22 protein-coding genes are annotated in these 26,644 nt (G+C 38.8%); 2 read left to right on the top strand and 20 right to left on the bottom strand.

Translation table 11 applies throughout. The features are described 5' to 3' along the window. Positions 1-54 precede the first annotated feature (54 nt). The 20 genes from lacD to CHI06_RS13415 form a co-directional block, all read right to left on the bottom strand. The gene (lacD, locus tag CHI06_RS13510; RefSeq protein ID WP_095249080.1) at positions 55-1,065 is read right to left on the bottom strand and encodes a tagatose-bisphosphate aldolase; all 1,011 of its coding nucleotides are present in this window, start codon (positions 1,063-1,065) and stop codon (positions 55-57) included. A gap of 11 nt (positions 1,066-1,076) precedes the next feature. After that, on the bottom strand, positions 1,077-2,006 hold the full coding sequence (gene lacC, locus CHI06_RS13505; protein WP_095249079.1) for a tagatose-6-phosphate kinase: 930 nt from the start codon (positions 2,004-2,006) through the stop codon (positions 1,077-1,079). Continuing rightward, a complete protein-coding gene (gene nagA / locus CHI06_RS13500; RefSeq protein WP_095249078.1) occupies positions 2,003-3,169 on the bottom strand; it encodes an N-acetylglucosamine-6-phosphate deacetylase in 1,167 nt (388 codons plus the stop codon). Before nagA ends, lacC begins: the two co-directional genes overlap by 4 nt. Positions 3,170-3,179: 10 nt before the next feature. Next, positions 3,180-4,346: an SIS domain-containing protein gene (locus CHI06_RS13495; protein WP_095249077.1), complete on the bottom strand. Its 1,167-nt coding sequence runs from the start codon at positions 4,344-4,346 to the stop codon at positions 3,180-3,182. 16 nt (positions 4,347-4,362) lie between these two features. Then, positions 4,363-5,232, bottom strand: coding sequence for an ROK family protein (locus CHI06_RS13490; protein ID WP_095249076.1), 870 nt, complete (start codon positions 5,230-5,232; stop codon positions 4,363-4,365). A gap of 257 nt (positions 5,233-5,489) precedes the next feature. Beyond that, complete coding sequence (locus CHI06_RS13485) at positions 5,490-6,326, bottom strand: carbohydrate ABC transporter permease (RefSeq protein ID WP_218833099.1); 837 nt, start codon at positions 6,324-6,326, stop codon at positions 5,490-5,492. A 35-nt stretch (positions 6,327-6,361) separates the two neighbouring features. Beyond that, positions 6,362-7,243 carry a carbohydrate ABC transporter permease gene (locus CHI06_RS13480; RefSeq protein ID WP_095249075.1) on the bottom strand — a complete coding sequence of 294 codons (882 nt, stop codon included), beginning with the start codon at positions 7,241-7,243 and terminating at the stop codon, positions 6,362-6,364. Positions 7,244-7,317: 74 nt separating this feature from the next. Then, the gene (locus CHI06_RS13475; protein ID WP_095249074.1) at positions 7,318-8,616 is read right to left on the bottom strand and encodes an ABC transporter substrate-binding protein; all 1,299 of its coding nucleotides are present in this window, start codon (positions 8,614-8,616) and stop codon (positions 7,318-7,320) included. A gap of 397 nt (positions 8,617-9,013) precedes the next feature. Continuing rightward, positions 9,014-13,444: a TIM-barrel domain-containing protein gene (locus tag CHI06_RS13470; RefSeq protein ID WP_095249073.1), complete on the bottom strand. Its 4,431-nt coding sequence runs from the start codon at positions 13,442-13,444 to the stop codon at positions 9,014-9,016. A 245-nt stretch (positions 13,445-13,689) separates the two neighbouring features. Continuing rightward, the gene (locus tag CHI06_RS13465; protein ID WP_257009281.1) at positions 13,690-14,448 is read right to left on the bottom strand and encodes a carbohydrate ABC transporter permease; all 759 of its coding nucleotides are present in this window, start codon (positions 14,446-14,448) and stop codon (positions 13,690-13,692) included. Between the two features lie 89 nt (positions 14,449-14,537). Next, positions 14,538-15,380, bottom strand: coding sequence for a carbohydrate ABC transporter permease (locus CHI06_RS13460; RefSeq protein ID WP_257009279.1), 843 nt, complete (start codon positions 15,378-15,380; stop codon positions 14,538-14,540). 167 nt (positions 15,381-15,547) lie between these two features. After that, the gene (locus tag CHI06_RS13455) at positions 15,548-16,798 is read right to left on the bottom strand and encodes an ABC transporter substrate-binding protein (RefSeq protein WP_095249070.1); all 1,251 of its coding nucleotides are present in this window, start codon (positions 16,796-16,798) and stop codon (positions 15,548-15,550) included. Between the two features lie 203 nt (positions 16,799-17,001). Beyond that, complete coding sequence (locus tag CHI06_RS13450; RefSeq protein WP_095249069.1) at positions 17,002-18,276, bottom strand: Gfo/Idh/MocA family protein; 1,275 nt, start codon at positions 18,274-18,276, stop codon at positions 17,002-17,004. A 93-nt stretch (positions 18,277-18,369) separates the two neighbouring features. Continuing rightward, complete coding sequence (locus CHI06_RS13445) at positions 18,370-19,419, bottom strand: LacI family DNA-binding transcriptional regulator (RefSeq protein ID WP_095249068.1); 1,050 nt, start codon at positions 19,417-19,419, stop codon at positions 18,370-18,372. A 297-nt stretch (positions 19,420-19,716) separates the two neighbouring features. Further along, positions 19,717-20,448 (bottom strand): GntR family transcriptional regulator, encoded by a 732-nt coding sequence (locus tag CHI06_RS13440; protein ID WP_095249067.1) that lies wholly within the window; start codon positions 20,446-20,448, stop codon positions 19,717-19,719. 198 nt (positions 20,449-20,646) lie between these two features. Beyond that, on the bottom strand, positions 20,647-22,527 hold the full coding sequence (gene htpG, locus CHI06_RS13435) for a molecular chaperone HtpG (protein ID WP_095249066.1): 1,881 nt from the start codon (positions 22,525-22,527) through the stop codon (positions 20,647-20,649). 231 nt (positions 22,528-22,758) lie between these two features. Then, positions 22,759-23,118 (bottom strand): ArsR/SmtB family transcription factor, encoded by a 360-nt coding sequence (locus tag CHI06_RS13430; RefSeq protein ID WP_095249065.1) that lies wholly within the window; start codon positions 23,116-23,118, stop codon positions 22,759-22,761. Beyond that, positions 23,119-23,538 (bottom strand): SRPBCC family protein, encoded by a 420-nt coding sequence (locus CHI06_RS13425; RefSeq protein ID WP_095249064.1) that lies wholly within the window; start codon positions 23,536-23,538, stop codon positions 23,119-23,121. 161 nt (positions 23,539-23,699) lie between these two features. After that, a complete protein-coding gene (locus CHI06_RS13420) occupies positions 23,700-24,686 on the bottom strand; it encodes a bile acid:sodium symporter family protein (protein WP_095249063.1) in 987 nt (328 codons plus the stop codon). Between the two features lie 16 nt (positions 24,687-24,702). Beyond that, complete coding sequence (locus CHI06_RS13415; RefSeq protein ID WP_095249062.1) at positions 24,703-25,032, bottom strand: rhodanese-like domain-containing protein; 330 nt, start codon at positions 25,030-25,032, stop codon at positions 24,703-24,705. A gap of 180 nt (positions 25,033-25,212) precedes the next feature. On the opposite strand from CHI06_RS13415, the gene liaG reads away from it, so the two are divergent. After that, on the top strand, positions 25,213-26,061 hold the full coding sequence (gene liaG / locus CHI06_RS13410; RefSeq protein ID WP_095249061.1) for a LiaG family protein: 849 nt from the start codon (positions 25,213-25,215) through the stop codon (positions 26,059-26,061). A 108-nt stretch (positions 26,062-26,169) separates the two neighbouring features. Next, positions 26,170-26,562: a hypothetical protein gene (locus CHI06_RS13405; protein ID WP_142300957.1), complete on the top strand. Its 393-nt coding sequence runs from the start codon at positions 26,170-26,172 to the stop codon at positions 26,560-26,562. Positions 26,563-26,644 lie beyond the last annotated feature (82 nt).

Here is a 26,644-nt window from a genome sequence, read left to right as displayed (position 1 = left end):
CATAGATGGCTTTTTTCCCATATAACTGTCTATTTAAAAAACATAGTCACTAACTTAATAAGCTGCGAAGCTATTATTATTTTTAACCTTTTCAAACCAGGAGCTGCCGGATTCCTTCAAAACAACATTTAGTTCTTCAATATTCTTTTTACCAATGAGTTGTAACCATTCACGGCCTGCCTGTTCACCGCCGGAAGCAAATGGGTCGACGCCGTCTTTCCAGGTGGCACGTCCGCATAATACGCCATTAAACGTCGAACCGGATTGTTTGGCAAATTTCAATGTTTCCTGGAATAATTCAGCGCTTACTCCTGCACTTAAAAAAATAAACGGCAGCTTGGTGATCTCACTTTGCTCTTTGAAGTACGCAGCAGCTTCTTCCTGACTATAAAGGGTTTCACCTGTTGTATACCCTTCAACAAAGTTCATATCCACGGGAACTTCTACTTTCAGAACATCAACTTGATACTGCGGTCTGGAAAATTCCCTCATTGCCTCAATCACTTTATCCGGCTTCACTTTCGCATACTCTTTACTTTTCACATCATTAATGTTGGCATCATAAGAGATGATTTCCAAGAAAAACGGAATATCCTCTGCCGTACATTCCGAACCAACCCGTTCCATATAAACATGTTTATAGTCATTGATCTTCTCATCCTCATCGACGTCATAGTACAATAAAAATTTGACAGCATCAGCACCAGCTTCTTTCAACCGTTTCACTGACCACTCAGGCAATAAATCAGGCAGTCTACCTACAGCTGTTGCATCGTATCCGGTCTTTTCATAGGCCACCAATAAACCGGCGTTCTTGCTGCGGACTTTTGCCGCCGGGAGTCCATATTCTGGATCTAATAGAATCGCAGTTGAATAAGGAGTTAATTCTTCAGAAACCAATTCTTTAAATCGGATAATCCCTTCATCTCCAACCGGATTCGTACTTCCTGCGGCAATCATTTTTTTCAATGAACCGCGTTGATCAATTGCTAAGGCTCCAATAATTCCATTTTCATCGGATAAACGTTTTAAAGCGGCCAACTTGTTTTTTGTTAATTCTAGCATCGATATTCCCCCTAGCAATCTATTTTTACCAAATCAAAATACTCCTCAAACTTGGCCATGTTTATCGAACCCGTACCGGCTTCCATCGTATTGAGCATCCCTGTAGTCATAGCCGTTTTCAGCACAGTTTCAACCGATTGATTTCGATTCAGTGCGACCGCTAACCCGGCAACCACAGCATCTCCGGAACCAACCGGATTCACCACGTCTATTTTTGGGAGAGTTACCCGATAATCTTCCAATCCATGTCTTACAAAAGCCCCCTCCCCACCCATCGAGACAACAATCCATTCAATCCCTTTAAACCACCCATGATCTAAAGCTTGTTTCAAACTGCATATTCTGCTATCCACTTTCACACCGAGCAGCTGAGATAATTCCGTAATATTAGGCTTAATCGCAAATGGTTTTTTAATATGTAACAAGGCTGCTCGTAACGGTTCCCCTGATGAATCCAATACCACCGGAATTCCCTTTCTCTGACTAATGGCTAACATTTGCTGGTAAAAGTCCACCGGCAGTCCCTTCGGCAAACTGCCTGAAATCGTCACTAGGGTAACTTTATCTAACAGCTCTTCAAATTTCCCTAAAAAATCTGCCCCTTCTTCTTTCGTTAAGGTTGGGCCCGATTCTAAAATTTCTGTTTGCATCCCTTCATGAAGGATAGCAATACAATTTCTCGACTCTTTTTCTATTTTCAAAAAGTCATTCGGAATTTGGCATTTATTTAATTCCTGGACGATGTAATCACCGATGGTTCCGCCTAGTACACCCGTTGCAAGGACTTTTTCTTCCATTTGCGCAATCACCCGTGTAACATTTAAGCCTTTACCGCCGGCCGTTTTTCTCACATTTTCCACCCGGTTCACAGCATCCAGCTTAAATTCATGGATCGGATAGGAAATATCAACAGATGGATTCATCGTGACAGCTAAAATCATCGCACTCCCTCTTTCCGTATTTGGTAACGACAAATACCATCAAGGTAAGTCGCAATTAGATCCAGATCAGGATTCAACACAATAAAGTCAGCCGCGTACCCCTCAGCAATTTTCCCGCATTCCCCATCAAGCCCAATACTTTTTGCTGGAGCGGTACTTGCCATATAGATTGCTTCCTCCGGTGTCGCAATCCCCCAATTAACGACATTTTTAACAGCATCTTTCAGCTGTAAAATGCTTCCTGCTAAGCTGCCACCTTCGATTCGGGCCGCACCGGCTTTCACCTCAACTGGGAATTCTCCCAGTAGATAATTTCCTTCCGGCATCCCTCCAGCCATCATACAATCGGTCACCATAACGGTTTGATCTTTGCCACGTGCATTCATTAAAATGTTTGCAGCAACAGGATGAACATGGTGTCCATCACAAATGATTTCGGCAAAAACATCTTTTAAATTCATCGCTGCCCCGGCCATCCCCGGCTCACGATGGTGTAGCGGGCTCATACCATTGAAGGTATGAACAAAAATCGAAGCTCCATTTTCAACCGCCTGCTTTGCTTCTTTATATGTTGCGTCACTGTGGGCTAATGCCACTGCAATCTTTTCTCCTACCGCATATTCAATAAATTCCGCTGCACCATTTCTTTCAGGCGCAATCGCAATTTTTTTAATAGAATCATTGGATAATTTCTGCCAAACTTTTAATAGTTCAATAGATGGATCAGAAAAATATTTCGTGTTTTGTGCCCCTCTATGTTTTTCAGTAAAAAACGGCCCTTCTAAAAAAATTCCTTTTATTTTTGCTCCGCAAACTTGCGTGTAATGAGTACCAATCATTTTGACCACGTTATTTAATATTTCGGTTGATGAGGTTAAGGTTGTCGGCAAAAACGAGGTAACTCCGCAGGAAAGCAGTCCTTCTGATATCCCATTCAATCCCTCAAAGTCATTGTCCATAATGTCGTAATTTCGAAATCCATGAATATGTGTATCTACTAAACCTGGAGCAATCCAATGTCCCGCGTAATCAATGATTTCAGCACCAACTTCGGGCCAATTTTTCGAAAAATCACCGAATTTTCCATCTTTTAATTCTAAAAAACCTGGCCCTTCAACCTCTCCCTCAAGAAAAAACGTATCTGCAAAGATATATTTGGACATGTTTCTTCCCCTACTGATATTCATAAATGGTTACGCCTTTAACTACACGGTTAACCGTGCCTGTCGGTGAAGGAGTATCTGGTTTGTTACCTACTTTTACTGAAGCCAGCAAGGAAACCGTCTGTCCAATCATGACAAAAGGTAATGCTAAGTATGCATCTGGAACGAACTGTGCCTCGCTTCCAAATCCAAACGTGTTACCATCATAATTGGTATTACCATCAACCTCGATGGCACATATATAGCTGGCAAAGTCGTCCTGCTGCATTTCTTTTAACATATCTAAATCATATTGACGTGTATATGGATGGTTGGAAACAAACACAAAAACCAATGATTGTTCGTTCAAAAATGATTTAGGGCCATGCCGAAATCCTAACGGTGAATCAAAGGCAGTGACAATTTTTCCAGCTGTCAACTCTAATATTTTTAATTGCGCTTCTCTTGCTAGGCCTTCTAAACTGCCTGAACCTAGGTAAATAATCCGATTAAAATCATGATTGATTATCGCTTGGATGACATCTTCCCTTTGAATGACGCTTTCACCCATTTGCTGAATCGTTTTTACAATCGTCGATTTTTCTTCAATCGATAAAGAATCGAAAACGAGTAAAGCCGTCAGCGCCATGCACGTATAACTTCCCGTCATCGCAAATCCTTGATCATTCGATTTTTCAGGCATTAATAGCAATAAGTTATTTCCATCCCCTGCTGCTCGCTTGGCTAATTGACCCTTTTTAGCACAGGTAATCGTTACCTGATACAAATCGGTTACGATTTGCCCAGCTAATTGTACTGCTGCAACGCTTTCCGGGCTGTTGCCGCTTCGAGCAAATGAAACGAGTAAGGTTGGAATATCCGATTTTAAGAATTGGTAAGGATTGGATACCAAAGTGGTTGTTGGAATACTGAGCAATTCCCACTGTTTTTCATCGACTTTTTCTTTTAGGTATGGTGTGACGGTATCACCAACATATGCAGACGTTCCGGCACCTGTAAAGATGATTCGAACCCTGTCGTGTTTTGTTGACAATTCCAGGAAAAACTCTTTGATCTCCCTGCTTTTCTTCGTGTATAAATCAAAGGTTTCAGCCCATAAATCAGGTTGCTGTTTGATCTCCGCTGTTGTGATTGATGCCCCTAATGGCACCAATTTTTCTTGACTTAATGTAAACATAAACAACCACTCCTTTTTAGAATCTCTCGAATACTCGTAATCCCGCACCAACAACACCATTATTCTGCGCCAATGTACTAATGCTCATTTGGTCTATAAGATGCTGCTGTTCAGGAAGTTGATAAATTTTTAGTTTTTCTTTGATTAACTCAAGCAAAAATGGATTATTCACTATGACACTGCCGCCGAAAACTATTCTATGCGGATCTAATAAACAGGAAATAGAATAAAGTCCCTGGGCTAAATGGTCGGTCACCTCATCGATGACTGACTGAAATTCCTGTGACCCGTTTAAATATCCAGTAAAGACATCTTTGGTTGGAATCCCTGCTATTTTCTGGATCCCAGGGCCAGCTGCAATTTTTTCCAACCGCGCATTGCCTGCCTTCGAAAGAACGGGAATCAGCCCAAGTTCCCCGGCAAAACCAGCTCCTCTAAAAAAGGAACCATGATGGATGATGGAACAGGCGATTCCTGTACTGATTGTCACGTAGACAAAGGTCTCATTCGTTTTTCCCTGGGCCGCTTTCCACTCAGCGAAAGCCGCCATATAAACATCATTGTCAATGGTGATTGTCTTGGCGCAAAATTGCTCCTGTAACCGGTCGGCAATCGGAAACTGCTGCCAAGGTAGATTGTTTTGAAAAATGGCGATGCCATTCTCTCGATCGACTTTGCCTGGTACCCCGACGCCGATACCTTCCATATCAGAAAACTGTGTTCCTTCTAGAACCTGTTCCACTGCTTTTACTACTTGTGTAAACATGTTTTCGCGGTCGGAAGGATCGCTTTTCACTTCTGCTCGGTGAAGCAATTCCCCCGATTGCGAAATGACTCCTGCCGCAATCTTTGTTCCGCCAATATCAATGCCAATCGCCTTTTTCATTTTCTTACACCTCTACTATCCATTTTGATTTATTCGAGTGTACCTGCTTATCTGTAGAATAAAAAATTGATGTAAATAAGAAGACGAGTTTTCTTCAAGAAGTCCATTCCGCCGTTTTGTAACATTGGGTTAATGGTACAAGTATAGTCTAAGAAAAACTCATAGAAAGTAGACTATGAGAATAATTTGATTATTGTAAGTAATTCTATTATACCACACCAACTTGTAGGGTCAACCCAATGTGGTAACGACATTTTTTATTTTCCACTTCCAGCAGTCATTCCTTCAATAATTTTATCTGACAACCATAAATAGAAAATAAGGATTGGGAATATGATAATAACGACTCCCGCGAACAAACTTACCCAATCAGAATTATATTGCATCGATTGATAAAATTGGTATAAACCGACGGACAATGTGTATTTTTCATTTACATTCATATATGCTTTTGCTAGTAAAAATTCATTCCATAATCCAACGGCATTTAAAATCATTACGGTTACCAACCCAGGACGGGCCATCGGAAGCATAACCCTCCAAAAAATAGCATTTTCACTTGCCCCATCTATGACTGCTGCTTCCTCTACATCTGAAGGTAAACTTTGAAAAAAGCCAGTCAGAATGAAGATTGTAAACGGCAGGGACAACGCAATATAAACAATGATCAAGCCAATAAAGGAATTAATTAATCCAATTTTTATTAACAGTAAATAAATCGGAATCAATACCGCTTGATAGGGAATACCAATTCCAATAACAAAGGCATTTGTTAAAAACTCCCTGCCAATAAAGTTATACCTTGATAATACGTAAGCAGCTGGTGCACTCACAATAACGATACCAAGTACACTAATTGTAACTACTAGTAAGCTATTAAAAAAATAAGAAGCAAGATCAGACTGTACCCAGGCAGTATAATAATTGCTCCACTGAAATGAGTCAGGGAGGCTCCAAAACCCTTCGAATAATTCACGATTTGTTTTAAGGGATGCTAAGACAATCCAACCTAAAATAAATAATATAAATAACGTCCATACATATATAAATGTCTTTCCAAGTGCTGACCACACACTATTTCCGTTTGAATTCACTTTGTTTTGCCCCTTTCCGTGTAGCCTCAATGACTTTATAATTCGTATACTTCACGTTTAAATAACTTTCTTCCTGTAACAACAAACAACAAGACAACAAAAATCATGGTCACTGCAATCGCACTTGAATACCCTAATTGATAAATAGGAGTTCGCTGGCCGAATCCAAGAATAAATTGATACATGGCGGTATTCCACATCCTTGTCGGCGGCTCTGCTCCACCGAATGCAAACAAGAAATCAAATAAACGTATGGAATTAATTCCCCATAGGATTACTGCAATGGACATAACGTCCCAAATTAATGGAAGTGTAATTTTTGTGAAAATTTTAAACGTAGATGCGCCTTCTACTCGTGCAGCTTCAAAAATTGTGTTAGGGATTTTATCTACCCCGGCTAAAAGGATAATGGCATAAAAACCAGTACTATACCAAATAATAGCAATAATTGCAGACATCATAATATTGCTAGGACCAGTCCAGTTAACAGGATTAAGTCCTATTGAAGTTAAAATGGAATTAAAAAAACCAATATCGAAGCGGTATAAATAATTCCAAACTACCGCCAAAGCAATAGGTGCAATGATTTGCGGAAAAAATATAATCGCGCGGATTGCCCTTTTTGCCGTCACCCCTTGGCTCATCAGTGCAGTAAAAATAAATCCAATGAGAAAAACAAAAAGGCCTCCAACAAATAAAATGAGAATCATATTCAAAAATGACTGCCAATAGATGGGGTCTCCAATTAATTTTCCATAATTTTTTAATCCCACAAATTTCATATCATCGGTAAAACCACTCCACTCATTAAAGCTAATCCAAATTCCATAGATGGCAGGACCTATAAAAAAAATGAGATATAAGCTTAATGCTGGCAACAAATAAGGTATTGTCAGCTTTTTCTTCCCCAATCTCACATGACTCCCTCCTTTTCAAAGCTAGTTTTTTCAAAGAAAGCAGGAGAACACGTGCGCCTCCTGCTTCCACAAATTTATTTTTTACTCCAGTAATCCTTTGTTTGTTTTTGCAGCTCCTGAACAAATTCTTCCGCCTTAATTTCGCCGAAAATTAATTTATCATCAAGAGGTAAGAATACAGTTTTCCACCAATCTGGATATTCAGCCTGCAAACCATCGTATTCCTTATGGTAGGATGAGGCATTGACAACAATATCTCTAAAATCTGCTAATGCTTCTGGTGCTTCTAAATCATTTCTTGAACTAATATTTTTTGTATCTTTCACAATACCTTCTTGGTATTTTTTCTGCATAGCAAAGGCTAAGAAGTCTTGAACCGCTTTTTTGTCGGCACCTTTAGGAGCAACCCATCCGATTAAGTAAAGTTCCGCTTGGTCCTTGCCTCCTTTTCCACCCTCAACTTCAGGGAAAGGAAAAGCTTTATATTTAAAATCCTCAGAAGAATATTCAGCTGTTTCACTGGACAGCCAGCTTCCAACTAAAACCATCGCGGACTTGCCGCTTGCCCAAGCAGTTTGTGCTGCAGGGTACTGACTTCCTTTATAACCATCTGCAAAGAATTCGTTATCCGCAAGCTCTTGTACCTTTTTCGCCGCTTCCAAATATTCTGGCTGAGACCATGTTTCCCCTGTCTTATCTCCAGCTGCCTTTACAAGAGCACCAGGACCCATCAAGCGTTCTACTAACCAGTAATAGTAATAAGCATTGTAAAAATCGATATTGCCATCCTGTGCAAGTGGTGCTAAACCTTCACTTTTAAACTTCTTATTGATTTCCACAAACGCTTCCCAAGTGGCTGGGGGTTCAACTCCAAATTTCTTAAAAAGGTTTTCATCATAATGAAAACCAGAGCTGATGATTTCATATGGGATAAAATAAGTATTACCTTCCTTTTGGTAGAATGGAAGAATGTTATCAATAAATACTTCTTGAAATTCTGTTTCTTCATTTGGAATCTTCATAGAGAGTAAATCATTTAAGGGTTCTACTAACTTGTTATTAATTAATGCTCCTTCAACCTCTGCCCCAGATTGCTCTGTGAGGTCAGGCGCATCGCCGCTTAAAGCCCCATTTCTTACTTTAGACATAACTTCACGGCCCATCCACTGTACGTCCACTTTAACATTTGGATTTTCATCTTCATATTCATCAATGATCTTTTGAATAACAACCTGTTGCGGTTCCCCTTTGTTCCACATAGACCAATACTTAATTGTGGTTTTCTCTGAAGAAGAACTTTTGCTACTGCATGCAGCTAGTAATAAAACTGCGACTAACAGGATCGAAATCATACTGCTAATCCTTTTTCCCATTTAATTTCCCCCTCTATTATATTTAAATACAAACTATTCTAACAATTAAAATATAAACCAATTGGGTTGATGGGTCAACAGCACAATTCAAAAAAAAGAAAAGAAATCATCATCTTATAGATTCCTTTTCTCTCCGTGTACCGTTGCCATTACATCTACTAAATTTTCTTATTGGCTCTTTTCTTGAGCTTGGATAATATATCCTCATAGTTTTGGGTGAAATCAGAATTAGCCTCATCTATTTCTGATTGTGTTGAATTTGGGGATTGTTATATACCTTCACGATTTTTTACTTCAAAGAATTAAATCCTGAGCTGTCTAAACTTTCCTTCATGTTAGGGTTAACACGTTAATGGGTTAACTTTGACATCACTAATGTAATACAAAACCTTTATGCTTATTCAGCCACATAGGCAGGATTCTTTACAAAAACCTCTACCTCTGAAACAGACAACATAAGCGGCCCGCTGTGTGATTCCTCAAAGTTTAACGCTAACTTTGTAAATTTGGTCCCAGAAGGTATCCCAGCTGCAGCAAGGTCAAACGTGACCGATTTTTGGTCAAATAGCACCGTTTTTGCCCCTAAATCATATACAATTCCAGCTTCCGTGTATGCCTTAGCACTAAGTTTTTTAATTTTGCCATTCGTATACTGCGGGCGATTATACACGATAAATTTAGTCATTTCTTGTGGTTTATTAAGGTTAATATCCACATGCAGCGGCAGTGAAATTCCATCACTTTCTGTGATCGACCATTTCAATTCTGCCAAAGAACTTTCGCTGATCTCACTATCTATGAGTTTGGCAAATGCAGCTGCACCGCCTTGCATCTTTTCTCCTTCCCCCGTAGCCGTCATATCTTTATTTGATAATTGTAATTCTTTCTGCTCCTGCGGTTGGTCAACCGCTCCCGGTTCTTGATCAGGATTTAGCACCTCGCCAATTTTATCAATCGTATCAAAGGCTGTATTAACCAGCAGTGATCTTGTAATAGACATATCGAAAGTTAAGTCTTTTTTAGCCTTTAACCTAACCATGGCTAATGTCTTGGTGCCTTCTAATGTCTGTTGTGTTCCCTTGTTGGAAAACGCGGCCATGATTCTTTGTTCAGCATTTCCAATCCCGGCAAGCAAAGAATAATTCAACATATTAATGGCTTCGCTGGATGGGGAGACAATGTTATCCCCACAAGTCCCGTCAGGGTTACACTGTTTTATTAATTCATATTTGTTTGGATCCAGCTTAAGTTCCACGTTAAAAGCATTGATATCCTTTAGCCCGGCTCCAATAATTTCCACCGTAAACTCCTCACCCGCTTTTAACTGCTGCTTGTCAGGCCTAATATCCACTCGTCCGGCAACTGGTCTCCCTGTTGGCTGAAGCAGCGGTTGACCCAATTGGGAAGCTACATACATTAAATCGTAGGAGTCAATGACACCGTTGAAATTAATATCAACTCTTGACACCTGTCCCCAAGCTGTATCCGTTTCGTCAACTCCCATATAGCTGGAAAAGAAGAGCAGATCAGCTTCATCAATTGTTCCGTTTGGTATATTCTCACCAACAACCGTTCCTTCTGTTTTGTCCCTTTTGTACGGCCTAAATTCATGGGCGCTGCCAAAGCCTCCTACAGAGCTGGTAATGGTCAACTTAATATACCTTGCCGTAATAATTTCGTTAAAATCAATTACTTTCGTGTCTTTGCTTCTCTCAAAGGTTCCATCAGTAATGATATTTTTATAGGTTTTGCCATCCAGACTTACGTCTAAATTGTATTTTAAAATCGTACCATTCCCTGCGTCTGGCCTAGGCACATATTCAAGCTTATCTAACTCATAAGCTAGCTTCATATCAATCTCAAAGGTATGTGGCAATTTATTGCCCGAATCTCCCCATGCAGTATGCCACAAGGTTTCATCCTTTCCATCGACAGCTAAGGATGCTTCTTGCCCCGGCTGTTGACTATCAGCTTTTGCTGTAATATTTTTAGGGACATTTCTGTAGCGGTCAAGCTTCGTTCTTATTTTTATCTCATCACTCCAGGCAGATGATCCTTTTGTATTCGTTGCTCTGATTCGATAAGAATATTCTGAGTCAAATGTTAATCCTGAATGAAGGAAAAATGGTATTTGCTGACTATCACTTGACTTAAACACATTTGTATGGACAATACCATTAATCATTAAATCGTAAGTAGTATTCGTTCCCTCAACTTTATCCCAATTTAATGTAATATCCTGGTCTGTAATGTTTGCCTCTTCAGCATGAAGTACAGATGGAATAGTTGGTACCGCTTCATCCACTACCTCTCGCTTTTGCGTATTATCAAAGCCATTTACTGTAAAAGTGATATCATTTTCCGTGATATCTGTTTTTCCAACCTTAATATATAACTTTGGTGATGTAATAATTTCAGTCGTTTCAAATGGTGAACCTTCTGTAGAATATTTGTTTAAGTTTGGATGTTCATTATAGAAGTACACGTTTTCAGAGTTTTGATATTCCTCTTCAGTCGTAACTTCACGTAATTTAATATTTTTATTATCAATCTTAACCTGATGTATGTTCTTTGGCTTTACACGAGTATTAACAATTACTTCTGTTCCCCGCTCTTTTACCATGCCTTTATAGCCCTCACCTTTTGCAGCATGAACAGTTATATCAACTTTGTTCCCAGTAATCTCAGAAGTGACCTTTGTTCTTATACTTTTTCCTTCTTTATACTCAACCGTTTTACCATCATCTTCATATAGGGTAAACTCCGATTTCCCTGATGGATAAACATCAAATATTCTATTTTCCGAACCATCCAATTCATTTATAGAATTGTTTTCTGGCGCCATTGGAATAATTGCACCAGCCTTAACAAATACAGGAGTCTTCCAGAGTGGAGCACTAAAATTATGAAGAACTGAACCACCCTGATATTGCTCACCTGTAAAATAATCTATCCAAACTTGATCTTTATCCGGGAGGTAAATATCGTTCCTCACTTCAGCAGCATTGGAATTTCCATCATACATTGGCGCTACTAATAGATTGGGCCCCCACATATATTGATACTGTGTCTCAGTCCCGTACGTATACGGATCATTTGGATATTCCAACATCATCCCTCTAACCATTGGCATAGATTTTGATGTTGATTCCTCGGCAATGGTATAGATATAAGGCATCATTTGTGACTTTAATTTTAAATACATCCTGTTAATAGATGCATACGGTTCGCCGTAATTCCACGGGTTTTTCGACTTACTATAATCAGTGCCTCCCGACGCCCAGCCATCCATATCAATTTGAATAGGAGTGAATGCCTTCCATTGGAAATCACGTGTCTGTACATTTGCTTCTCCTCCAAATATACCATCCATATCTGAGCCGACGTTTGGATTTCCTGATAGTCCCGCGCCAATGTAAGTAGGGATATGCATTCTTATATACTCCCAATTACCTCCATATTGGTCGCCTGACCATAATGTGGCATAACGTTGTGTACCCGCCCAGCCATCAAGTGAAATGACAAATGGACGCGCGCCGCCTGAATATTTTTCAATACCTTCTGCTGCTTGACGTGTGGCATTTAAGGCCATAGAGTATCCTTGCCCAACCCATGCAACATCCGTCTTTATTGCCCTTACACCAGCTTTAACTTCTCCTTCAAGATCTCTTCGCAAAGGACTTTCGATTGGTAGATTAGGGTCTGGATAGAGATTGCTTTGTGTCCATAAGCCTACCTCTACTTTTTGATCATTTGCCTCATCAACAAATTGCTCCAAATTACCAAGTCCGCCATACCCGCATCCATAGCCGTCATTTGGTAAAAACCACCCTAAAGGCATATCTTTCTCCGCATATTCATTTAATGCATTTAACCCATTTTTCAGTAGTGTTCGTTGATCTTTATGGCCATTATGGGTTCCATTATAACAGTCCGCTTTTCCTAAATAGAAACCATACTTTGGCATAAGGGCTGCTTCTCCAGTTAATTCTGTATATTCATCAATGATGTTTGGAAGGGAATCGTCTACAAAATAATAAGCGTCAAATCTGTCTTCATTGTGAGTAAAGGTAGACGTTTTTGTAAAGTCATAAACGCCTGGCTTAAAGGTATTTCGCATAACTCCGTAGCCTTCTGTGCTTAAATAGAAAGGGACTGGGCTTGAGGCAGCTCCCGCATCCCATCCTCCTCCGATGGAAATATTGATGGAGTTATTCTTATGGGCATAAAATCCATTCTGTTGACCGCCGCCATAAAAATATTCATTTTCTTTAGTATCGAGGGTTTGAACAGTACCCCCGTCTGAATGTTTTAGCGGTTCGCTTTCACTCCAAAGAATCTTTGATCTTTTTTTATCGTACAGGCTCATCTTTGAAGTAGTTTTATCTACGCTTAACTCTAAGGCATCTGTAGATATTTTATAAACATGGTTATCACTTTCATCGACCTTAATGTCAATTTTTCCATATTCCTGTTTGTAATCGTTAACATTTTTGTCGATAATTTTCGTTTCATGTTCAGGCTTATTGGGAGTAGGATATTCTTCAAAAATACCCTTTGGGTCTAAATGCAGCCGAAAAACATTATTTTTCAGGAAGTTTATTTTTACTTTTTCTCCTGTTTCTAAGTCCAAGTAAACGTTATTTTCTTCTGTCGTAAGATTAGTTACTTTTCCAATAGTCTTATAGGTTTGATTAGTCGAAACACTTTCTATTAAGGAATCGTTTTCAGTTACAGCAGCAGATGCTGTTGGAAGCATTGAAAACAACATACCTGCAGATAAGCAAAAGCTCATCAGTTTTTTTAACCTTGTTTTACGTCTAAGCATATTCCACCTCCGAATGTAATAATGGTTAACAAAAAAATCAATAACGATTGTTTTCACTCTTCGTATGAAAATTTCCTTTCCCCCTTCAATATGAATTTTGTTAATTTTCCAACAATTTAAATATATAATAATCGGGTTGATGGGTCAACCCATTTATTATATATTTCCTGATTCAAACGTTACACTTTCTATTAAACTAGAGAAAAAACAATACAATTGACCGTACCCGGCTGTATGTATTGTTTTTATTTCCCACCTGATACGGCAATGCCTTCAATAAATTGCTTCTGCAAGAAAATAAATAAAATCAGCATTGGCAGGATGGCTAAAAATGAGCCTGCCATAAGGATAGGATAATTTGTTAAATATTGACCTTGGAGCGATGACAATCCAACAGAAAGAGTCATAGATTCTGGAGAGCTATTTACAATCATCGGCCACATTAACTCATTCCAACTCCAAAGAGTAGTGAAAATCCCCAATGCAATTAAACCAGGTTTAGCGAGAGGAAGCATGATTTTCCAGTAAATTTGGAAATGGTTGCAGCCATCAAGCCTGGCTGCCTCTTCCAGTTCTTTCGGAAGCCCCATAAAGAATTGACGGAGCAGGAACGTACCGAAGGCACTAAACAAACCAGGAACAATGACCGCTTGCAATGAATTCAACCAGCCCAATTTCACCATAATCATATATTGCGGCAGTAAAAACACTTGCCCCGGAACCATTAAAACAGATAACGCTAACATAAACAAAAAATTCCTGCCTGGAAATTCAATGCGGGCGAAGGCATAGGCGGCTAACGAACATAAAAACAACTGTCCAACTGTCCGTAAGATGGTAACAATAAAGGTATTATACATAAACTTAAAAAATGGCAGCAGCCCAAAAACCTCTTTATAGTTCCCCCATTGGAAATCCTCTGGAATAATAACAGGCGGAACATGAATAGACTCAGCATAGGTTTTTAATGATGTAAGGATCATCCATAAAAAAGGCACAACCATTGCTGCCGATCCCACAATGAGGACGAGATGAATAAGGAATGTCTTACTTTTCACGAGCTGTCTCGTTCTTTCCAATACTTCTCCCTCCTTTAGTCATAATGAACCCATTTTTTCTGTAAAACCATTTGAATCGCTGTAATAATCAGAATCACTATTAATAGCAGGACTGCGATGGCGGCTGCATATCCTTTATCGTTCAATACGAAAGCATGCTGATAAAATAAGTAAACGATTGATTGTGTATTTTCCAAGGCTGTGCTGCTTTTGCCTATCATCATGAAGATTAAATCAAACACCTGAAAAGCCCCGATGAATGACATAATGCTTACAAAGAAAATAATCGGTGACAGCAGTGGCAGGGTAATTTTAAAGAACACCCTGATGGGGCTTGCCCCATCTATTTCCGCTGCTTCATAATAGGTCTTCGGAATTCCTTGTAATCCGGAAAGGAAAATGACCATGTTATAACCAATTCCACTCCAAATGGCTACTACAATGATTGAATATAGGGCAATTTTCGGATCACTTACCCACTGTGGGCCCTTAATTCCAATCAAGGATAAAAGATAGTTAAGAAGACCGTAATCAGAATTATAAAGCCATTTCCATACCATGGCGATCGCAGCCGGCATCGTAATGACGGGTAAGAAATATAATGTGCGATAAACCGATTTCCCCCTAATATTCTGGTTTAAGAGAACAGCTACTAAAATAGATAAGAAAATTCCAATGGGGACAGTAAAAATGATGTAAATTCCCGTATTCTTAAATGATTTTAAGAGATTGGTATCCTCAAGCAGTCTCTTATAATTATCTAACCCAGTCCACTCAAACTGTCCAAATGCTCCCCATTCCGTAAAACTAAAGTAAAAGGTTTGAATGATTGGCCACAGATAAAAAATAAACAAGCCTAACATGGTCGGAGCAATCATGAGATATGCCCAAAAGTAATCGGAGCGTTTCCTTGTCTTCACAAAAGTAGAAATCTTAATTTTATTATCCGTTTTCACTTCAACATTTAGAGGAAGTTCCTTCATAATATTCCCTCCTTTTTTAGAAAAGAGAAGAGAAGAAACAAGTCTCCTCTTCAATTTTATAATTACTTAGATAAAGCCTCATTTGCCTTTTTCGATAACTCTTTTACAGCATCTTCTACACTTATTTCCTCACTCCAAGCTTTTTTAAGAGAATCCGTTTCGTACTGCCAAATTTCCCCGGTGCTTTTCACACTAGGCAGTGGGACCGAATATTCTACACCATCAATATAGGCCTGAAGGTTTAAAGTAGGAACAGCTTGTACCCAAGCATCTTGTGTACCATTAAAGGCAGGAATAACGGTTCCTGTTTTCGCAAACACTTCCGCAGCTTCTTTGGATCCAAGGAATTGGACAAACTCCCATGCCGCGTCTTTATGTTCTGTATTGGCAGCAATCACATTGGATAACCCGTGAATCGCAACCGCGCGCTGTTTTCCTTTCGGTACCACAGCAACATCCAAATCAGGATTTTTCTTATAATCTGGAACCATCCAAGGACCATCAAACATCATCGCAACCTTACCTGAAGTGAATAGTTCAGACGCAGCCGTTTCCGTCATTTGAGCCTGTGTTGGAGATAAACCTTCCTTTATAAAACTAATATTGTATTCAAGTGCCTCAATCGCCTCCGGTTGTTCAAAGCCTACCGATTTTCGATCGTCGGAAATAATATAACCGCCATTTTGCCAGATGAAATCATAATAGCCACCTTGGTTACCCATTACAGCAGCATAGCCCCAAATACCCTTATCTTTATTTGTCAGCTTTTTGGCAGCCTCCTTTAACTGGTTCCAATCCCATGTATCATCTGGATATGGCACACCCGCTTCATCGAAGATCTTTTTGTTGTACCATAATCCTGTTGTATCAAAGTCTTTTGGAATGCCATATAATTTTCCATCAACCGTGTAGAGTTCAATTAAAGATTCCGGATAATTATCCAAGCTATAGTTATCTTCCTTTGCAAGATCACTAAGCGGGAGAATGACCTTCCCTTCCGCATATTGCTCAACATGAGCACCATTCATCCACATAACATCTGGCAATGCTCCCCCCGTTGCAGCTGTTTCAAGCTTCTGGAAGTACTGGCCATAAGGGGTTAGCTCAATCTTCACGTTAATGTTCGGATTCTTTTCATTAAATAGTTTAATAATTTCTTCAATCGCAGGGACTTGTTTCTTATCCCAAAAGCCGTACGTTATTTCCACTTTTCCATCTTTGGAATTTCCTGAGGTGGTATCACTGTCACTACATCCCGCTAACACCAGTAATCCTAACAATACAGTTAAAAGCATGATAAGCCACTTTTTCATCTTGTTTCCCTTCCTTCTCTTAAATGTTTAGTAGATTTTTTAAAAATTACTGCTAGACATGAATAGTATGATGACCTTCTCTCGAATGATAACCCTTACAATATTACTAACTCTTATAGTCTGTTATGAAAAAGCAAATAAACACTAATTTTAACGATGACCACCTCCCTAAATTAGATAACTTTTAATATTGGGAGATTCTTTTAACTTTTAACACTTCCAGCAAAACTAGTAAAATATTCATCAATATCAATAGATTGACCTTGATTTAACCTGGATTCTTCAGCAGCAAATGCCATTAGGTGACTTCTTACGGATGCAGAAGCGGAAGAAACACTCTCTTGTTTATTTCCATATTGAATCTCTCTTAGGAAGGTTCTCATAATGCCTAGATCTCCCCCGCCATGTCCTCCAATGGGGTTGTCAAAATGGATGACTGTTTCCTGTCTTGTGAGGAAATCAAAGATGGATATACGGTTTTCCTCCATATTTCCACGTATTTCTCCTTTTGTTCCCATGATTTGAACAATCCGAGTTTGTTCCCTTGTAAAACCGCACATGCTGAACGTTGCTGTTGCTCCACCCTCGAATTCCATATTGACCACCTGATGATCGACCACATCATTATCGGAGCGAAATACACATTTTCCATAAGGTGTTTCTTGCAATGCCTTTATGATGCCTTCGTTTGTATCATCTTCTGTAAATTTCCTTGCCCAGCCTTTACCTTCCCCAAGATAATACCTGCCCGCGTGAAAAGGACATTCCATTTCGGCAGGACAGCCATCTAGACATCTTTTTGGTGCTCCAATTGGGGCATTTTCCTCCTTAAAATGCATGAGCGAACCATATGAACTAACTCGTTTACAATCCTTGCCAATCACAAAAGAAATAATATCCATATCATGACAAGATTTTTGGAGGATCATCGGACTCGTCCTGCCCTTATTATTCCAATTTCCACGGACAAAGCTGTGAGACATATGCATGACTTCCACATTTTCATTTAGTTGCAAAGATACGACCTCCCCAATGTCCCCTTTAGAAATAATCTTTTTAATCGTTGCCCAAAATTCCGTATACCTTAGGACATGGCAGATAGTAAGCTGGCGATTATACTTTTGAGCAGCACGTTCCATCATAATGCACTCAATCGGATCTGGAGACATTGGTTTTTCTAAAAGAACATGATAACCCAATTCCAATGCCTTTATGGCAGGCTTGAAATGATTTTGATCAAGTGTGCAGATAATGGCAATATCGGCGATTTTTGTTTCTTGATTCAATACCTCTTCCCACGATTCATAACAATTTTCAGCAGAAATATGATGGTCCTGTTGAACTCTGGTTCTTCTTTCTTTGTTTGGCTCTGCCAAACCGATAACATTTAATTCATTCGGATACTCTAAGGCATAAGGCGCATAAGCCCTTCCCCCTCTGTCACCTGCTCCGATCAAAATGGCTGTTAGTGGTTTCATGTTAAACGCTCCTATTATTAATAATTTTGATTTTCCATATGTTTTCCCTATTTAATCCAAACGTTTTCCAGACAGTCTCGAAAAAAGAACCTTTTAGGTTCGTTTTATTTTTGAAGACTCACGAATGACCAATTCAAACGGTAAAATCATCTTTATCGGAAGTTTTACTTCCTCTTCTACCATTTCCATAATCGTTTTGGCTGCCATTCTTCCCATTTCATACTTGGGGATTTCTATCGTTGAAAGCTGTGGTGATGAATAATTTCCCATTTCAAGATTATCCACACCAAAAAAAGCTATGTCCTCAGGGATTCTAAGATTACTTTCTCTAACAGCCCTTATTGCAGCGATGGCCATTAAATCACTCGCGCAAACCATAGCGGTCGGCAAATGCGGCGGCTCCTGCATTAGCAAATTCCTCATTTGCTGATAGCTGGTTTCCATTTTCCATTTTGTATTGATGACCCATTCTGGTTGAATCGCTAGTCCAGCTTCTACCATAGCCTGCTGAAACCCTTTAAAACGATGTTCCGGAGACAAATCATCAATAGTGTCATCAACACCTCCGCCAATAAACCCGATGTCCCGGTGTCCTTGTTTTACAAAGTACTGAACGACCGAATTGATGGCGGCTTTGCGATCATAGTCTACTATGGCCATATTTTTATCTGAATAATAAAAGTCCAGCCCTACTACAGGAATTTGTTGCTGAATATATTCGATAAGACTGTCCTCAATCTTATCGATTAGAAGCAGTCCTTCAATCCCTAGTTCATGAATTGTCTTAAGAAGCAGCGTCTCATTTTCGATTTCATCCTTGGTAATACTAATAAGAGTATAATCATTACTTGCTAATGTATCACGTATACCTGTATAAATAGTTGCAAAGTAAGGGTTCGTTTCAGCTGATTTTGGATTGGCTACCCAGCCAATTTTCATTGTTCTTGTCTTATTCTTATCTTGCTTGTTAATCACTAAATTTCGAGCGTGCTGATTTGGAATATACCCTAACTCCTTCACTGCCTCCCAAATTTTCACTTTCGTTTCCGGATTCACATTTCTAGTCTGATCATTTTGAATCACTCTTGAAACCGTGGAAATAGAAACGCCAACATATTCCGCAATATCTTTTAATCTTGCCACTACTAAAACACCTCTTAGGTTGAACTTAAACGCTTTTTTTATAGGATAACAAATTTTCCCTCACTTCAGAAATTTCTTTAAAATAATTTTACGTTTTCTAAAAAAGGCCGTCCTTCCACCCTGCGCATTAGCGGGTTGTTGTACTGGTTTATATTAGAAATCTGCATTTCTTAACTGAAAATTTTGCTAATTCGAATATAACCTCCCCAGCGTTAACCTGTCAACCCATCAACTTAAATTTTATTTTTAAAGACAATTAAAAAACTCATAGACAAAATGCTATGAGTTTTTCAACGTTTATGTTAGTTCAGTATAGAAACGACAGCGATCGCCACGGACGATGGAGATACAAAATTCAACAGGTGATCCCTCGGAATCATAGGCTGTTCGTTCGAGTAGCAGTGCCGGACTGCCTTCTTCCGTTTGAAGATATTCACTTTCGTCAGCACGGATAAGGACGGGTTCAAATGCCTCTTTTGCTCTGGTTACAACGATGTTGAATTGCTGCAAAAATAAATCATATAAGGATATTTCACCCACATTCTTAAGCTGCTCCGGATCTGAAACTACACCTTTTGGAATAAAAGATGATTCCAAGATATATGGCTCATCATTGGCACAGCGAAGGCGTTTCATTTCAATCACATGCTCACCTTCTCCTAGCTGAAGCGCTTCCCGGATTTTTGCAGTTGGTTTTACTTCTTCAATCTTCAGAATGATATCTTTTGGGTTCAATCCCTTTTCTTTTAATACTTTACTAAAGCTATAGAACCCCATCAAAGACTGCTGCAATTTCGGTTTTGCCACGAAGGTTCCTTTTCCTTGAATGCGATAAAGAATTCCGGCCTGCACGAGCTCCTCAATTGCCTTCTTTGCTGTGTTTCGGCTTACACCAAATTGGTCCATTAGTTGATTTTCCGATGGAATTTTATCACCTGGTGTCCAATGTTCTTTTTCAATCGAAGCCTTTAATCTTTCCATTAATTGATGGTATAACGGAATTAAACTTTCATGCTGCAATGGTTCCATTTTTTACTCTGCCTCCAAGCCATACTAACATTCTTTTATTTCTAAATTATATCATCAATACTTGTACAGTCAACCCAACAACCAAAATCTACACACTTGTTTTAAAAAATGCCGCCCTCCTATTGTGTGAGAGCGGCAGCAAGTACATGTGTTCTTTTTAACGTATCCAATAAAAAATTAGAATGAAATCCGAATCGATTATACCATTATCTTACAGATATCATTTGTAAATTCCACTGGATCCTGGATAGGAAGTCCTTCAATCAGCAAGGCTTGATTGTATAATAACTTCGTATACAGATCGAGCTTTCCTTTATCATTTTCAAATGCTTCTTTTAAGGATTGGAACACTTCATGATTTTTATTAATCTCAAGCACCTTATCTGCTTTGATATTCTGATTATCAGGCATGGCTGCAAGGATTTTTTCCATTTCGATGGAGATATCACCTTCAGTTGCCAAGCAGACAGGATGAGATTTCAACCTTTTAGAAACTCTAACATCCTTGACTTTATCAGCTAAAATAGTTTTCATATAGTCAAAGATTTCTTTGCTTTCGTTCTCTTCTGTTTCGGAATCGCTCTTAGTTTCTTCCCCTTCAATTCCGAGGTCACCACTAGAGATGGATTTAAATTCTTTCTCCTTGTAGGTCATGAGCATCTTGATAGCAAATTCATCGATATCCTCAGTGAAGTATAGAATCTCATAGCCTTTTTCAGAGACGAACTCTGCTTGTGGCAGTTTGTCGATTCTTTCAATCGATTCACCGGAAGCATAGTAAATATACTTTTGCTCTTCTGGCATTCTTGATACGTATTCATCTAAAGTAACCAGCTTCTTCTCTTTAGATGAGTAGAACATGATGAGGTCCTGTAATACTTCTTTATTCGCTCCAAATTCACTATAAACGCCATATTTTAATTGACGGCCAAACGATTTAAAGAATTCTTCGTATTTTTCACGTTCATTATTTATGAGGCTTTGTAATTCACTTTTAATTTTCTTGTTAATGTTTTTAGAGATGAGCTTTAATTGGCGATCATGCTGCAGCATCTCACGAGAAATATTAAGAGATAAGTCCTCAGAGTCCACCATTCCTTTGACGAAGCTAAAATGGTCTGGAAGCAGGTCTGCACACTTGTCCATAATTAAAACACCATTTGAATAGAGCTCCAAGCCTTTTTCAAATTCCTTTGAGTAAAAGTCATATGGAGTTTTTTCTGGAATATATAAAATGGCATTATAGCGGATGGTCCCATCTACACTGATATGGATGTGTTTAATAGGTTTATCAAACCCGTAACGTTTTTCAGCGTAGAAATTCGCGTAATCTTCATCGGTGAGTTCGTTTTTATTTTTTCTCCAAATTGGTACCATGCTGTTGATGACTTGTTCTTCAACGTATTCCTCGAACTCATTTTCGCTGCCCTCTTTTGGTCTGCTGCTAGACACATCCATTTTAATCGGATAGCGGATAAAGTCAGAGTACTTTTTGATAATTGACTTTAAACGGTACTCTTCTATAAACTCATCATAGTTTTCATCTTCGGTATTTTCTTTGATTTTAAGAATAATCTCAGTACCAATAGAATCTTTATCGGCAGTCTCGATGGTATAACCTTCTGCTCCATTCGATTCCCACTTATAAGCTTCCTCGCTGCCTAATGACTTACTTATTACAGTTACAACATCTGCCACCATGAAAGCAGCATAGAAGCCGACACCAAATTGGCCAATAATGTCATAGCCATCTTTTAGTTCTGTTTCTTTTTTAAAGGCTAAAGATCCACTCTTGGCAATCGTACCAAGGTTTGTCTCAAGTTCTTCTTTTGTCATTCCAATACCAGTATCAATAATTTTCAAGGTTCTATTTTCCTTGTCAGGAATTACTTTAATAAAGTAACTGTCCTTGTCGAAGCTTAATGCGTCATCTGTTAATGCTTTGTAGTAGATTTTATCAATCGCATCACTTGCATTAGAGATTAACTCTCGTAAAAATACCTCACGGTGTGTATAAATAGAGTTAATCATCATTTCTAACAGCCTTTTAGACTCAGCTTTAAACTGCTTTTTTGCCATAGAAACCTCTCCTTACTCATTATAATTTAATAGATACTTTGAACTATTAGCACTCTCACCTTAAGAGTGCTAACATCAACATTATTTAAATATCATAAATCAATGTATCATGTCAATAAAATAGCGACACTTAATGTGCCGCTATTTCTATTTTTGACTTTGGAAGACCAATTGTAAACCTAAACCAATATTAATTGTTCCAACGACTTTTCCCATACAAAAAAACCGACATTACTTCTTGTCGGTTTCATCTGATTTATTAACGTTCATACTAGGGTTTTCAACGATATGTTTAAGGATCGAAAGTTTGTTTTCCCAAAACTTTTCGTAGTAGGACAGCCAATCTTTTAGCTCAGTTAACGGCTCTGGGTGCAAACGATAAATTTTTTCCCTTCCTACCTTCCTTCCGCTGACTAATTCTGCTTCCGATAGGACTTGAAGATGCTTGGCAACGGCCGTTCTGCTGATTGGAAAATGAGAGGTTATTTCTGAGATAGGTAATTCCTTTTCCGCAAGCATTCTTAATACTTCTCTCCGGGTTGGGTCTGCAATTGCTTGAAAAACATCATGCTTTTGTGCTGAAGCTGACACTTAATTCTCCAAAAGCTGACGAAGTTTTTCAAGGATGCCTGTCCAGCCATGAGACATGTGTTCACGAATAACAGAAGCTTTTTGTCCTGCTTTTCCAACAATTTCATCCGCTGCTTTCCATCCGCCATGGATTAGGGTGAACTCTGTTTTGCCGTCTAACTCTCTCAGGATAAATGATAAAAACCAGCCATCTGTATCCCAAATAAAAGACAGAGTATTAGGAGGGTCAAATTCAGTCACTTTACATGGTGATGGACCAAATGGGGATTGTATATGAAATTCATAGCCTACTTCTGGCTTAAAGTCATTTGGCATGAACCAGGCTTCAATACCCTCTGAAGTTGATACCTGATCCCATACCTTTTGTATAGGTGCGTTAATAACAATAGTTTGTTTGATATCTTGTAATGTATTTTCCAAGAGTTTCTCCTACCTTCATTTTAATATAAAACCATTTGGTTTCACTTTCTGTATTATATAAAACCTTTTGGTTTCATGTCAATCAATTTTCTCCATTTACTTTTCCCATAATCGAAGTTTTACAATCAAAAAAGGCACTTCTACTTGAAGTGCCTCGAGTATCATATTCCTTCGTTCTTGTTAACACCTTTAAGATTTATATATAAGGTTTTCTTGTTAAAATAACGGGCCATAACATATCCTGTAAAAGAAGCCAGTACCTGCTGGAACAGCATACCGACAACTACTGGAACCGCTACTGCTGGTGGAAAATAAGTGACCGCAATAACAGCACCTGCACTTATATTTCTCATTCCGCCCGAGAAGGTCAAAGATACCACCGTATCCCGGTCACTTCTGATAAGTTTACCAATGAAGAACGAAAACACATAACCTGTGGCGGCAATAAAAAAGACTACAAGTATGATACTTATTAATTTCAAATTTATTATTTTTAAATAAGGCGCAATGACTGCAGCATTAAGCATGACAACAATTCCGATACTGATTTTTGAAAAAGGCGCCAAAGTCGCGCTCAACCTTTTTGTCACATTGCCTTTTAAAAATTGATTAAGCAGCATTCCAAGGAGAGAAGGCAGTACAATCATTCCAACTAAGCCTTTCATGATTCCGAGCATATCCATTTCAATTTTTTCACCTATTAGGAAGGATAAACAATAAGGAACAATCAACGGTGAAAGAATGGTATCAATTAAGATAATGGATAAGGTCAACGGGATATTTCCTTTATAAATTGAAACCCAAACAAAGCTAGTTATACCAGTTGGAATGGCCATGCCTAACACAATACCGGTAATGGTAAAGATATCGTCTTGGAAAGTAATATGCCCGATACCCCAAGCCCAAATTGGCATGAGTATGTGTAATAAAATCATTGCAGCAAAGATTGGAATTGGATGACGCACCACATCAGATAATGATTTGAAATTGGAGTTCAAGCTCCCAGCAAATGTCATAAAGGCAAATATCCAAGGGATTAAATACGAAAAGTCCTTAATATAGATAGAAAGTAATACACCCAATACAACACTCGCGGGAGTGATTAAAGGCATTATTTTTTCTAGTTGTTTATTTAACATCAGCAGCATATTGCTTCTCTCCAAGCTATTTTCTATATTCCTTCCAAGCGGTAAGGCCGCCTTCTAAAACTTCAACTTGATAGCCAAGACCATCAAGAATCTTTGCACACTTTGCTGCTGAGTTTCCAGTTGTACAGGTAACAACCACCGGACGATCCTTAGGCAGCTGTGAAAGAACCAGATCTTCTTCAAGATTGAATATTTCCGTCTTGGGAATATTTAGGCTCACCACGTGGGGTTCTTCGATATGGAGTTCTTTGTATTTTTCGACTGCTCGAACATCAAGAAGAATAATCTGATCCTCACCTATTATTCTCTCATGAAGTTCTTTAGGGGTAATAGTTTTTAATGTCATGGTCAACACCTCCAATACAAAGAATATCACACTATTAATGGTTCGGAAATCGAAAAGGATTTCCACTTTGTCTGCCATTATACGTCGCAAGCCTTAGACATAATTAAATCTTAGGTTCATTGGTGGTTTATGAAAAATCCCTTATGATTAAGCTATTAGAAATGAAGGGCAGGGATTTAGATGAAGAGGATTGTGATTCTCCTATTAATCATCACTGGGTTATATATCGTATTTAATCAATCTTTCCAATTTGATGGTTTTGCATTTGGAGGCAATAAAGATGGGAGAGCTGCGTTATCAAAGACAATAGAAACCATTGATATTAGTGTGGGCGGAGTAAAAACGACGATTATTCCTGAAAACCGTGATGATGTTGAAGCCGTTTTAAAAGGGAAGGGCTCGCTCATTGTGAAAGAAATAGACAACAGATTAGTAGTGGAAACAAAACGGAAAATGTTTAATTGGTTCTCCTTCTCTGATAAAGGAAACCTTAAAATCTATATTCCTGAAGATTATAACCGTAATATGACCATTCAGATTGGTTCGGGCAGCTTAAATTTCTCCGGACAGTCGATGAAATTAAATGACCTTTCTTTAGATATTGGTTCTGGGAATGTAAATATTGATCATTTAGAAGTGAATGAGTTTACTCATGATGGTTCTTCAGGCAATGTTAAAATTGATACATTAAAGACTAAATCAAGCACCTTTGACCTTAGTTCTGGAAATTTAGAGGTTAACCACTTTACAGGCGCACTTAACGCAGATGTGTCATCTGGAAGGTTCACCATGCAAATGGATAAACTTAATGATCCGATTGACATTGAGCTTAGCTCAGGAAATGTAAATCTTGATTTACCTGATAATGCGGATTTCAACTTAGATGGCGAAGTGAGCAGTGGAAATATTTCGAGTGATTTTCCATTAACCACTAATGGATCGGATAAAAAGAGTTTGAAGGGAACACACGGTTCCGGGAAGAATCAAATAAATGTTTCCGTATCTAGCGGTAATATTCATATATTCTAATACTTTAAGAGCGCTTGGAGCCAAACTCCAGGCGCTCTTTACTTGTAACCAAAAAAGTCCAACATACATACCGTATATTGCCTTGTGTTTTACTATGGAAGGAGCGTTATGATGTACTATTACCACTATCCTTATCCGCCATACCCTCAGCCCCCTGCTTACCCAGGATATTATTTGTATCCCCCAGTAACCAGGCAGTATCCTCAGGTGGATGTAAATATTTTCACGAAGTCCATTAAATCCTATCGGCTACTAATGGACCAAGGCAGTATCCTGTTGGACCGGTTAGGTGATGAAGATTTTGATGTAAAGTTAATGACTTTTGCTCAGCAGGGAAACAAAACTGAAGTAGATAAATTAATCAAAACGATTGGACTTAAAGTACCGGTGGAAACAAAATATACACCAACCGGTATAACTTTCGAGCTTACCGCCCACCCCGATCCAAGCAGTCCCATGTCCTGCTGTACTCTAAGCGTACACATGAGATGGGGAAACTAAAAGACCTTCAACTGAAGGTCTTTTTTTACAAAGGCTATGTTAAAGCTAATTATTGATTATGGCACTCTGTTGATTTGTGCGG

This window comes from Bacillus sp. 7884-1 (genome assembly GCF_002272245.1).
Taxonomy (GTDB): Bacteria; Bacillota; Bacilli; order Bacillales; family Cytobacillaceae; genus Neobacillus.
The sequence above is the reverse complement of the archived record's forward strand: the minus strand, read 5'-3'. Positions and strand labels throughout refer to the sequence as shown.